General features: G+C 30.6%; 7 protein-coding genes and 1 pseudogene. All 8 read left to right on the forward strand.

All coding sequences use genetic code 11. The features are described from left to right. On the forward strand, positions 1-652 hold a 652-nt coding region (locus HMPREF9225_RS06290), incomplete at its 5' end, for a stalk domain-containing protein (protein WP_008902112.1). A 14-nt stretch (positions 653-666) separates the two neighbouring features. Then, the gene (locus tag HMPREF9225_RS06295; protein ID WP_008902113.1) at positions 667-1,533 is read left to right on the forward strand and encodes a CD1107 family mobile element protein; all 867 of its coding nucleotides are present in this window, start codon (positions 667-669) and stop codon (positions 1,531-1,533) included. 63 nt (positions 1,534-1,596) lie between these two features. Then, positions 1,597-3,318 carry a DNA topoisomerase 3 gene (locus tag HMPREF9225_RS06300; protein ID WP_040551369.1) on the forward strand — a complete coding sequence of 574 codons (1,722 nt, stop codon included), beginning with the start codon at positions 1,597-1,599 and terminating at the stop codon, positions 3,316-3,318. Beyond that, positions 3,311-4,273: a DNA cytosine methyltransferase gene (locus tag HMPREF9225_RS06305; protein ID WP_002836657.1), complete on the forward strand. Its 963-nt coding sequence runs from the start codon at positions 3,311-3,313 to the stop codon at positions 4,271-4,273. The genes HMPREF9225_RS06300 and HMPREF9225_RS06305 overlap by 8 nt, the downstream gene beginning before the upstream one ends. Before the next feature lie 35 nt (positions 4,274-4,308). Next, a complete protein-coding gene (locus HMPREF9225_RS06310; RefSeq protein ID WP_002836656.1) occupies positions 4,309-6,522 on the forward strand; it encodes an ATP-binding protein in 2,214 nt (737 codons plus the stop codon). Positions 6,523-8,242: 1,720 nt separating this feature from the next. Then, positions 8,243-12,832, forward strand: a pseudogene (locus tag HMPREF9225_RS06315) (Eco57I restriction-modification methylase domain-containing protein); the annotation flags it as partial. Positions 12,833-12,928: 96 nt separating this feature from the next. Then, positions 12,929-13,141, forward strand: a complete 213-nt coding sequence (locus tag HMPREF9225_RS06320) for a helix-turn-helix domain-containing protein (RefSeq protein ID WP_008902116.1) — start codon at positions 12,929-12,931, stop codon at positions 13,139-13,141. Between the two features lies 1 nt (position 13,142). Beyond that, a partial coding sequence (locus HMPREF9225_RS06325) for an acyl-CoA thioester hydrolase/BAAT C-terminal domain-containing protein (protein WP_040551374.1) occupies positions 13,143-13,676 on the forward strand: 534 nt, incomplete at its 3' end.

Below are 13,676 nucleotides of genomic sequence, written 5' to 3' on the forward strand. Positions count from 1 at the left end.
TCTAAACCAAGACTTATCTAAGAAATTAGATGAACTTCTAAAACTCCAAAAAGAAAACAAAGAAAAGAAAGAAGATAAGAAATCTCAAGATAAGAAGTGGGACGAAATTTTGAAAGCTGATGACAAGAATATCCTAAATCAATTTGATCTTAACAAGATGAAAGAGAACGATAAACAACAAGGTAAAAAACAAGTTAAAGATGAAAAAGAATTTGCAGTTTTTCAAGTAGACAAAAACTTTTATAACATTATCAACAAAGATGGTAAGACAACAGTCTATATGGATGTGAAGACTTATGTAGACCAAGGAAGAACTATGATTCCAGTAAGATATATTGCCTATACTCTAGGTTTTAATGTTGAGTATGACAACTCTACTCGTGAAGCTATTTTCTCCAATAAAGAGAATAATATCCTAGCTAAAAAGACATTAAGACTAAATATTGATACTGGTGTTATGAAAGATTCATATGGAAAGGTCTACAATTCAGATGTTAAGCCAGTGATTATAAATGGAAGAATTCATGCTTCAATTTCAAATATTGCCAAAGCTTTTGGAGCAAGTCATGGAGATATTAAAGATGGTAAAAATCAAACAATAGAATGGGACAATGCTAGAAAAGCAGTCTATGTATTTAAAAATGTAAAATAAGAAAGGATAGAAAAATGAATAAGAGCATTAAACGAGGAGTAGCCATAGCGTTACTCCTTTTTACATTTACAGTACCAGCAACTACATTTGCAATGACAAATGAAGGACAGATAGAGAGTCAAAACGAATCAATCTATGAACCACAAAAAGAAGAGTTTGAAAAAATGTTGAAAGATGATGTTTTTACACCATCAAAAGAAGAAATTCCTTATCAAGATGTTCCAAGAATACCAGGAAATACAAGTGAATCAAACAAACCTTTAAATAATCCTCCAAAGAAAACACAACTTGTAAAAGGTGGTAATACAAAGGCAGTAAATAGTCTAGCAACACAGGAAAATAAGGCAAGAGGTTCAGTAATTGAAAATGTAGATAGGAATGGAAAAGATATAACACCAAGTGGAGATACAGAAAAAGATAAAGAAAATCCAGTAGATGTGAGACAATTTTTAACATTTCAAACTAAAAGTGGAAAAACTATGCACCTAATAGTGGATCACTCATCAAATCAAGATAATGTAAGGCTATTGACAGAAGTAGGAGAGAAAGACCTACTTAATATGATTGAATCAGAAGACAAAAATACTATAAAGGTTGAAGAGCCTAAGAAAGAAGAAGTAAAAAAAGAAGAACCTAAGACTGTTCCAGTAAAAGAAGAAAAGAAAAGTGGAATAGGTTCATTTCTAATTATTGCACTTGTAATTGGAGGAGTTATAGGAGCAGGATACTATTTTAAGGTAGTCAAAGCTAAGGAAGATAAAATGTTGGAAGACTTTGAAGAAGATGATAAGGATTATATTAGTGAGTCAGAAGATGAATCTGACAATGAAGAAAGTAATGAAGAATCTTTAGATGAAGACGATGAAGATGAACTATTATAATAATTTTTAAAAGTTTGAGCGAGAGAGAAATCTTTCGCTCTTTTTTTATTTATGGAGGTATTAATGAAATTAGTAATAGCAGAAAAGCCAAGCGTAGCAGTTACAATTGCAAAAGTAATTGGAGCAAGAACAAGAAAAAACGGATATTATGAGGGGAATGGATACATTGTTTCTTGGTGTGTCGGTCATTTAATTCAAATGGCAAGTCCAGAAAGACACGACGAAAAATGGAAGAAATGGACAATAGAAAATCTTCCTATAATTCCAGAAGAATATATTTATGAAGTATCTAAAAGCACTAAAAAACAATATGGAGTTTTAAAGAAACTTTTAAACGATAAGAATATCGACACAGTTATAAATGCTTGTGATGCTGGAAGAGAGGGAGAACTTATTTTTAGGCTTGTATATAATCAAGCTAAATGTAAGAAGAAAATTCAAAGACTTTGGATATCTTCAATGGAAAACAAAGCTATTGAAGATGGTTTTAGAAATCTTAAAGACGGAGAAAAATTTGAAGACTTATATGGATCGGCAAGTGCAAGAGCTATTGCAGATTGGCTGGTAGGAATGAATTTAAGTAGGCTTTATTCTTGCATTTACAAGGAAACATATTCAGTTGGTAGAGTACAAACACCAACTCTATATTTAATAGCTAAAAGGGATAGTGAAATAAATCTATTTAAGAAGCAAAAATATTATACAGTTGACCTATCTTATAAAGGATTGAAACTTGTATCAGATAGGATTGATAAAATCGAAGTGGCAGAGCAACTTTTAAACTTGATAGAAGATGAAATAGTTATTATAGAGGTAGAGGATAAAGAAATAAGCACAAAACCAGATAAGCCTTATGATCTCACTACCTTACAGAGAGAAGCAAATAAATATTTTGGATATTCAGCAAATGACACTTTAAATATGGCACAAGGTCTGTATGAAAAAAAGCTAATCACATACCCAAGAACAGATAGCAGGTATTTAACCGATGATATGGTTACTACTATGAAAGAATTATTAGAAGGACTTGAAGAAGGTTTTAAAATCAACGAATCAAACTTTAAGTCTATTTTTAATTCATCTAAGGTTACAGACCACTATGCGATTATTCCTACTATATCAGGTATTGGAAAAGTTAAAGATTTATCTGATAAAGAAAGCAAAGTCTATAATCTAATTAAGGATAAACTACTTGCTTCATGTTCGGATAACTTAAAGGAATCTAGTAGAAAAATCAGATATGAATATGATAAATTTAACTTCAATGCAAGTGGAAAGACTATAATCGATGAAGGTTATACCAAGTATCTAAAGGCTTATGGAAAAGAAAAGCAAGAAAATGAATTACCAGATGTAAAGACTGGAGATAAAATTAAGCTAACTTCTAAAAATATATCGGAGAAATTTACAAAAGCTCCAAGTCATTATAATGAAGATACACTTTTAAAGGCTATGGAGAATGCAGGGATTGAATCACTGGATAAAGATATAGAAGTGGAGAGAAAAGGCTTAGGAACACCAGCTACAAGAGCAGGAATTATTGAAAATCTTATCCATAAGGACCTTATAAGAAGAGATAAGAAAAATCTACTTGTAACAGAAAAAGGCAATAGACTTGTATCAATTGTAGAGGATAAGTTTAAGTCAGCTAAAACAACATCTGAATGGGAAATGAAACTTGCAAAGATTAGCTCTGGTGAAGTAGATAAAGAAGACTTTTTAAGAGAAATAGAAGATAGTATAAGGGAGCTTGTAGATAGGTACAAGAATAATCTAAATGAATAAGGTAAAAATATTGGAGCTTTTCGGTGGCATAGGTGCTATTAGAAAGGCTTTTATTAATTTAAAGATATCTTATGAAGTAGTTGATTATGTAGAAATAGATAAGGCTTGTGTTAAATCATACAACGCACTTTATGGAGAGGCTTATAAGCCAAAATCAGTAGTAGGATATAAAGCTCCTAATGAGAAGATAGACTTAATTATGCATGGAAGTCCTTGCCAAGACTTTTCAAGAATAGGGAAAAAGCAAGGAGGAGTAAAGAATTCAGGAACTAGATCAAGCTTACTATTTGAAACAATTAGAATAATCAAAGAAATGAAAGATAAACCTAAATGGATAATTTGGGAAAATGTAAAAGGAGTCCTTGATAGAAATATGAGGGACTCCTTGTTTATTTATCTAAAGGAGTTAGAAGACCTTGGATATGAAAGTAAGTATGAAATTTTAAATGCAATGGACTTTGGGATACCTCAAAAAAGGGAGAGGATATTTGTTGTTTCATGTCTAGGAGCAAATAACTTTTCTTTTAATAAATTGGAGAGGAAAGAAACTAGACCACTAAGTGAATTTTTAGAAAAGGATGTAAGTGAACTTTATACAATGACCCAACCCTATATGCTGAAATTTTTAAATAAAAGCATAGATAACAGTTTTAGAGGGCGACTCAAAGTGATTAAAGATTTTTCTTATACTATTTCTACAAAACAAATGAGAGTACCTAATTCTGGAATAATAGATATTGGAAATGGTAGGTATAGGTATTTAACAGAAAGAGAATGCCTAAGACTCATGGGTTTTGATGATAGTGATATAGACAAATTAGAGGAAGTGCATTCAAGAAGAAAAAATTGCACTTCAAGCAAACTATATAAGCAGGCCGGCAATTCTATTGTGGTTGATGTTTTAATGTGCATTATTAGTTCAATAATGCATGTTAGTGCAAACTTATTATTGTGAATGATATAATAAAATAAAAGACAGGAGGATATGATATGGATATTCTAGAATGTAAATTAAAGAATTGTTATGGAATAGATGAGTTTAACCATGAATTTGATTTTACAAATACAAATGTGATTACAGTATATGCAAAAAATGGATTGATGAAAACTTCTTTTGCAAAAACTTTTAAGAAAATTCAAGATGGTAAAGCTGACGAAATACGTGATGAAATATTCGATATAAAAGCAGAAGTTAATGTGAGCATAGATGGACAAGATATAAGAAAAGAGCAAGTGTTTGTAATAAAAAGCTTTGAGAATTATTATGAATCTAGTAGTGTAGCAGATTTATTAGTAGACGAAAAAACAAAAAAATCTATCACAACTTTATTAAAGCAAAAAAATAATTTTTTAAAAAAGTTAGTGCAATATTCAGGATTAAAAATTGAAAAAACACAACAAGGAAGAAAAATTTATGAATTAGAGCCTACAGTAGTTTCTGACATGAATTTAAGTGAAAAAAGTTTTTTATTAAGCTTGAAAGAATTATGTGAAGCTGAAAATAAAACGTATTTACCTAATGTTAAATACTCTACAATTTTTGATGATAGTGTAATTAAAAAAATAAAAGACAGTAGTTTTCAAAATAAAATAAAAGAGTTTTGTGAAGCTGCTGAAACTATATACAGTAGTTATACTTTTTTTGAAAAAGGTCAATTCACATTTCCAAAATTGAAGAATGTTGCAAAAAATTTAGATTCAGATAATTTTTTTGTAAGAGATAATAAACTTAATTTAAATAATAGCATAGTAATTGGTAATAATGATGAACTACAAGAGAAAATATATGAAATAGAGGGGAAAATTAAAGATATTCCAGAATTTCAACAGATAGAAAAGTTACTAAGTGATACAAAAGGCATATTATTAAGAGATACAATAGAAAACAATCCTGAACTAATAGAGTTTTTGAAAATAGAAAATTTAGATAATTTAAAAAAAGAATTATGGACTTCATATATAAAGAAAGAAAAGAAATCTTTTGATGATTTATTAGAGATATATAAAGAATTAGAGGAGAATATTAAAAATCTCAATATAGACAATACATTGTGGAATCGTTCTTTAGAAATATTTGAAGATAGGTTCACTGTTCCATATAAGATGAAAATATCAAATTTAAAGGGAGCGATAATAGGAGAAAACCTACCACGTGTGGAGTTTATATTTGAAAAGGGTGAAAATCAAGCAAGTTTAGATAGATCAAATTTAGAAAAATTAGACGTGTTAAGTCAAGGAGAGAAAAGATCTTTATATTTGTTAAATATAATATTTGACATAGAAAAAATAAAAAAAGAAAGCAATGAAGTCCTATTTATAGTAGACGATATAGCAGATTCTTTTGATTATAAAAATAAGTATGCTATTGTAGAATATTTGTATGAAATGGCAACAATTGATAATTTTAGAATGATAATTTTATCTCATAATTTTGATTTTTATAGAACAATTTCTTCTAGACTAAATGTACCTCGTACATCTAGATTTATCGTTGAAAACAAACAAGATTTAAATTTGATAGAAGAGAAATATCAAAAACAACCTTTTATAACATGGAAAACTAAACCAGATAAATATTCCTTATTTGCACTTATACCATTTGTTAGGAATCTAATTGAATATAGTTTTGATAAATCTGTTAATGATTCAAATTATTATGATAGCGATTATGAGCTATTAACTAATTTACTACACAAAAAAGAAAATTCAGGAACTATTAATTTTAAAACTTTAGGGAAAGTATATAAAGAATATATAGGGAGATTTGATATACCAAGTGAGTTTAAAGAGGATGATCTGGTTATAGAAAAGCTTTATGAAACTACTGAAAACTTAACTAGTAACTTAAATTTGCTCGAGCATAAAGTTTTATTATCAATGGCTTGTAGACTTAAAGCTGAGGAAATAATGTTAGATAAAATTAATAATTATAATGGTATGCTAAATTGGAAAGTGAAAAATAATTTGAAAACAGGAGATAAAGCGGAATTTCTGAATCATGTAGATAAAACTAATAATATGACCAGGGTATTATTTGATGCATATAAGCAGATTGCGAATGAAGAACAAATTAATATAGTTAATGAAGTTAATATAATGACTCCAGAAAATATTCATATAAACTCTTTTATGTATGAGCCTATAATGGATATGGATATTAACGAATTATTGAACTTATATGGAAAACTTAAAGAATTAATATAGGTCATTTAATTATATTACATTATAGACGGTAGATTATTTAAAATCTATCGTCTTTTTTATTACTCAAAAAAGGAGGTAGGAAATGCAAGTAAATGATTTTAAGAACATACAAGAAGCAATAAAGTATGAAGTTTTACAAGATGAAAAAGAATATTTAAAACTCTTAAAAGTTATAGGTAACAATCAGAAATATGATTTTTCTAGCCAACTAAGTATATACAACAAAGAACCTGAAGCTAGAGCTTGTGCGACATTTGATATGTGGAAGAAATATTTTGGTCGAGTTGTTATGAGAGGTCAAAAGGGTATTCCAATTTTAGTTGGAAGTGATGTAAATCAAAGAATTTCATATATTTTCGATATTAGTCAAACCACATCAATGGATAGGAATATTAATGAGGTTAGCTTATGGCAGTTTGACCACGAAAACCATAACGAGGCTTTAAAAGAAATAATAAGAGATTCTTCATTTGAAGCTAGTGATTCACTAAACGAAAATATATTTTCTTTAAGTCGAATTTATGGAGATGAATATATTAATTTGGCTATTGCTGATTTGAGAATAGATGTAGAGGATAGACTGAGTTTTGAAAAGTTTATGAGAGACTCAATATCCTATGCGATAGCTAATAGGTTTAATACAGCCTATCCTATGGATATGGAAAATTTAAAAAATAATTTTTCTAGGATTAATACAATTTCTTTAGAACAGATAGGTCTTGTAATATCAAGAGTTAGCGAAGATATTATAGATAGCACAATAGAAAAATCTAAGGAAATGGATCGAGCTAGGCTGCTGACAGAAAGGGCCGGTGGCGACTATAATAGAGATATAGAAAATATAAATGAAGATAGAGGAGGTCAAGATGATTTATATAGACGAGATGATAGGTCAAGAAGTAGAGATGGACGAGTTTTCACAGATGGAAGCGACAGAAGAAATAGCAATGAAGATCGAAGAGAAAACCTTGGACATGATGGAGAAGGATCTGGAATTTATGGAGAGATTTCCGAATCCAACATACGCAGTTCTAAGACTGTCTTACCTGGTAGGGAGCGAAGACATGGAGAACTGGAAGAAACTTCAGAAAATGTACGAGGAGAAAACACTTTTGAACCACCTGAAGGAAATTCAGAATCAGGCAGTGGACTTTATCAAGAGAGAGAAAGTCAAGATGATGAAAGCACAAGGATTGACAGAGAAAATGATGAGAGGGAATCCAGAGGAATACCAAGGACAGATGAACAACTTGATGGCAACAGTGAAGAAAATGGCAATCAAGGAATACGTGGAAGCTTAGAAAATGAAATAAGTCCAGAAAAGGAAGCTGATGAAGCTTCTTTTTTTGATGGCAAAAACACTGAAAATAGAAAAGATTACTGGATTGTAGAATTTAATGAAAATCACGAATTAGTTCCCGATTATAGTGGGCAGATAGTAACTAAAGACTTAATCAATATCCTAAGACAAAAGGATATTGATATTAAAGACCATAATCAAACTCATGGAGAAAATGAATTTGGAGAAATGACTGATGATTATATCGGATATTTCAAATTCTATTTTGATCACTATGTAGACGGCGAAATTGTCGAACATTATAGAATTGACCTTGGAGATGGTGAAGAAGTTAATGAGCGTGAATTTTCATATTTAGAAGAGCAAGTTGCACTAAGTGAGGAAAAAGCTTCACAAGAAGAAGTTAAGGAAAAGATAGAGCCTAAGTTTAAGATAGGTGATCAGGTTAGATATAAAGATAAGGACTTTACCATTACAGATTTTGATGAACTAAGTGGAGGACTTAAAACTGTAACCATTAGAGATAATATGGAGTATATGGGAGGTATGATTAGGGGTTCGGAAGTAATTCCATATAGAAACGATTCATACCTTGAAGAAATCTTTGAAAATCTAACTCAAACATCAGAAAAATTAGCAGTAAAGGTTGGAAAAGAATTTATTTTAGAAGATAAGAATACCTTTGATGGAATTAACTTAATTGAAGCTGGAACTAAGGTAGAAGTTAATGGGGAAGAATTCCCTTTATATAAAGGTGAAACATTTGAAGAAAGTAGAAAGATTGATGACCTTTTAGATAGTGGAAATTATGAGATATACAAATTATCTGAGCATGAAAAACAAATTGAAAGACAAGTAGAGCAAGAAAGCTTTATAGATAACCACAATCTTGAAATTGACCAAATGATGGATAGATACAATGTTCCAAGAGAAGCAGCCGAAAACTTATTGAGGGGTAAAGAGGATTTAAAAAATCTAGGCTATGAACCTAATAAGGAAAGGCTAAGTTTTGCTAGAAATTATGACTTGAAAAATCATATCTACTCAGAATACCTAACACCATCAGAAAAGCTAGATAAAAATATAAAAGCTATTAAGATGCTCAAAAGACTTGAAAATGAAAATAGGAGTCCAAGAGAGTATGAACAAGCCTATCTTGCTGATTATCTAGGATGGGGTGGTCTTGCCGATGTCTTTGATGAAGAAAAGGGAGGACAATGGCTTGAAGCAAGAAATATTTTAAAAGAAAATCTAACAAATGATGAGTATTTGAATGCTAAAGAGTCTACTCTAACATCATTTTATACACCTAGAGAGGTAATGGATGGAATATATAAGACCATAACAGATATGGGTTTTAAGACTGGGAATATCCTTGAACCATCTGCAGGAGTCGGTAATTTTATTGGAAGTATGCCAAGTGAAATACAAAGCTCTAAAGTCTATGGAGTAGAAAAAGATAGTCTAAGCGGAAGAATAGCAAGAGAACTTTATCCTGAAGCTAATATTCAAATTAAAGGTTTTGAAGAAACAAACTTCTCAAATAATTTCTTTGACTTGGTAATAGGAAATGTTCCCTTTGGAGATTTTAAAGTTAACGATCGTGAATATAACAGAAATAACTTTCTGATTCACGATTATTTTTTTGCAAAGTCAATAGATAAGGTTAGGAATGGAGGAATTATTGCCTTCATAACTTCATCTGGAACTATGGATAAAAAAGATGAATCTGTTAGAAAATATATTAATGCAAGATGTGAGTTTTTAGGAGCTATGAGGCTTCCTAATACAATATTTAAAGGACTTGCTGGTACAGAAGTTACTTCAGATATTATTTTCTTGAAAAAGAGAGATTCAGTTATAGAAAGAGATGATGATTGGATTCATCTAGCAACTGATAAAAAGGGTTTGACTTATAATAAATACTTTGTAGATAATCCTCAGATGGTATTAGGGAATATGAAAGAAGTATCTGGCAGATTTGGCAATACTATTACTTGTGATGAAAAAGAAGATGAAAAGTTAAAAGACTTAATGGATATTGCAAGTAAGGAAATATCTTCAAATTCAAAATATGAAGAGGTCGAACTATTGGAAGATGAAGAATTAAGTCTTCCAGCAACAGATGATGTTAAGAATTTTTCTTACACTATTATTGATGAAGAGGTCTACCTAAGAGAAAACTCAGTCTTAATCAAGCAGAATATATCAGATAAAAATAAAGAAAAGATAAAAGATTATCTTGATGTAATGAATGCTTTAAAAGATGTAATAGAAAAACAAAAGGACTATTTTTCAGACGATGAAATAAAAGAGTCACAAGCAAAGTTAAATGAAGTCTATGATAACTTTTCAAAGAAACATGGCTTTATTAACTCCTTATCAAATACTAGAGCCTTAAAGGAAGACTCAAACTTTCCTTTGGTTTCATCAATAGAAATACTTGATGATGAGGATAATTTCAAAGCTAAGAGTGATATATTCTCAAAAAGAACAATAACAAAGGCAAAGGTAGTAGATCATGTAGACACTTCCCTTGAAGCTTTAGTCTTATCAGTTTCACAAAAAGGATATGTAGATTTTGAATATATGGAATCTATCACAAGTAAAGATAGGAACACCTTAATTGGTGAGCTTGAGGGCGAGATATTTTTAGATATTAAGGATACAGACCTAATAAATAACAGAATGCCCTTTGAGAACTTTGACAATGACGATCCATTTCATTTTTCATATGTATCGGCTGATGAATATTTAAGTGGTAATATCAGAGAAAAGATTGGCTACCTCAATTCATATATCGGAGAAATTGAAAATGTAATAGATTTAGCACCTTCTGAAAAGAAAGATACACTATTAAACGAGTTAGGCAAACTCAAATATCAAAGAGAAAAATTACAAGAAGTTATGCCTGAAGAACTTACTGCTTCTGATATAAATGTAAGGTTAGGAGCAACCTGGATACCTCAAAAAGATATAGAAGACTTTACTTTTAACCTTTTAAAAACACCAGGTTATGATAGGTGGAATATAAATGTTAGGTTCTCGCCACACTCAAGTGAATGGAATATTGAGGGTAAAAGTGTTGACTCGACTAATGACCTTGCTAACATGACTTATGGTACAAGTAGAGTAAATGCCTATAAGCTGATTGAAAATGCTCTTAATCTAAAAGATACAAAAGTATTTGACCAAATAATAAATGATGATGGGTCTAAGACTTCTGTATTAAACAAAAAAGAAACTATGCTAGCAAGTCAAAAGCAAGAACTGATAAAAGAAGAATTTAAGAATTGGATATTTGAAGATCCTGATAGAAGATATAGGCTAGAGAAGATTTATAATGAAAAATTCAATTCAATTAGAAATAGAGAATTTGATGGTTCTAACTTAACTTTTGATGGAATGAATACTGAAATTAGACTTCGAGAACATCAAAAAAATGCAATAGCTAGGACTCTTTATGGTGGAAATACACTACTTGCCCATGTAGTAGGAGCAGGAAAAACTTTTGAAATGGTAGCTTCTGCTATGGAATCTAAAAAGTTAGGACTTGCAAGTAAATCATTATTTGTAGTTCCTAACCATCTAACTACTCAAATTGGTAGGGAGTTTATGCAATTATATCCGTCAGCAAATATTATGGTGGCCGATAAAAAAGACTTCCAACCTAAAAATAGAAAAAGATTTATTGGCAGGATTGCAACGGGAGAATATGATGCAGTTATTATAGGACACTCTCAATTTGAAAAAATACCAATGTCTAAGGAATACCAGGTAAGGCATATACAAGATCAAATAGATGATATAGTTTCCTTTATTGATGAGAACAAAAGAAATAGAGGAGAAAATTTCACAGTAAAACAACTGGAAAAGACAAAGAAGAAACTCTTGGTAAGACTTGAAAAACTAAATGATGACTTTAAAAAAGATGATGTAATAACCTTTGAAGAACTAGGAGTAGATAAGTTATTTATAGACGAAGCTCATAATTACAAAAACTTATTTTTGCATACCAAGATGAGAAATGTTGCGGGTATCGGTCAGAGTGAAGCCTTTAAGTCTTCGGATATGTATATGAAATGTAGGTATATGGATGAAATGACAGATGGCAAGGGAGTTGTTTTTGCTACTGGTACACCAATATCAAATTCAATGACAGAGCTTTATACCATGCAAAGATACCTTCAGTATGACGATTTAAAGGCAAGAGGATTAGAACATTTTGACGCTTGGGCTTCTACTTTTGGAGAAACAGAAAACACCTTTGAATTATCTCCAGAAGGCACTGGTTATAGGCAAAAGACAAGATTTTCAAAGTTTTATAACTTGCCAGAGTTGATGAGCATGTTTAAAGAAGTAGCAGATATAAAGACTTCAGATATGTTAAATTTGCCAGTACCAGAAGCAAACTTCGAAGTTATTAAAACAAAACCTACTGAGGAACAAAAAGAAATATTAGAAGCTATTTCAGAAAGAGCTGATGCGGTTAGAAATAACCAAGTCGAGCCTACAGAAGATAACATGCTAAAGATTACAAATGATGGTAAAAAACTTGCCCTTGACCAAAGATTAATAAACCCACTACTTCCAGATGATCCTAATTCGAAGGTAAATGTATGTGTAAAAAATATCTTTTCAATCTGGGATAAGACAAAAGAAAATTCATCGACCCAATTAGTATTTTCAGATATGTCTACACCAAAAGGAGATGGAGAATTTAATATCTATGATGATATTAGAAATAAGCTAGTGAATATGGGAATACCTAAAGAAGAAATAGCCTTTATCCACGAAGCAGATACAGACAAACAAAAAGATGAATTGTTCTCTAAGGTAAGAAGAGGAGAAGTAAGAGTCTTATTAGGTTCTACTCAAAAAATGGGAGCAGGTACAAATGTACAAAATAAACTAATAGCCTTACACGATTTAGACGTCCCATGGAGACCGTCTGATTTGGAGCAGTTCCAAGTGGGACAAGGAAAAAACAAGGACTATCTCAATAAATACTAACGTAAGCACAAGTATAAAATAGACTAAAGTGACTTATCAGCCTATTTATGATATAATATAAATTAATGAATAAAACGGATAAGGGGTAATAATATGGCAATTTCTTATAAACCATTATGGCACTTATTGGTAGAAAGAGAAATGAACAAAGAAGACTTAAAAAGAGCTGCAAACATAACAAGCAACATAGTTTCAAGAATGAGCAAAAATTCTTATGTGAACTTAGAGTCATTAGAAAAGATTTGCCTGGCATTGGATTGCAGAATTGAAGATGTTATAGAAATTCATAGAAATGAGGTGGAATAAAATGAAGAAAATATTTTTTAGAATCTTTTTAATAGTTATTATTTTAGTAGTTTTAGTTTTTATTCTTAGAATATATAATGACTATAAGTATAAAGATACCAATGCTTTGAAATCTCCTGAATATTATAATGATGTTACTAATATAAGTTTATATCCTACAGATATTGACGGAGTTGATGTAACTTATGTAGATGAGGGTAGGATGCAAGGCTTTAGATTTATACCTAAGGAAAAATCACATAAGGGTCTTGTAATTTGTTTTGGAGGTTCTGAGGGAAGTCCAAATTTTGAAACTGCTAAAAGATTGGCTGAAGAGGGATATGAAACCTTTGCACTATTTATGTTCGGCATGAAAAACCAAGAACAAACTTTGAGAAAAATCCCTTTAGAACAATTTGAAGATGTTATCAATTATATAAATAAAAATATAAAAGACAATAAGCCAATAAGTGTTTTGGGAGCGTCAAAAGGTGCAGAATATGCCCTTAATTTAGCTAGCAAATATTCGGAAATAGATAATCTGATTTTAATAGCA

The organism is Peptoniphilus duerdenii ATCC BAA-1640, from assembly GCF_000146345.1.
Classification (GTDB): domain Bacteria; phylum Bacillota; class Clostridia; order Tissierellales; family Peptoniphilaceae; genus Peptoniphilus_B; species Peptoniphilus_B duerdenii.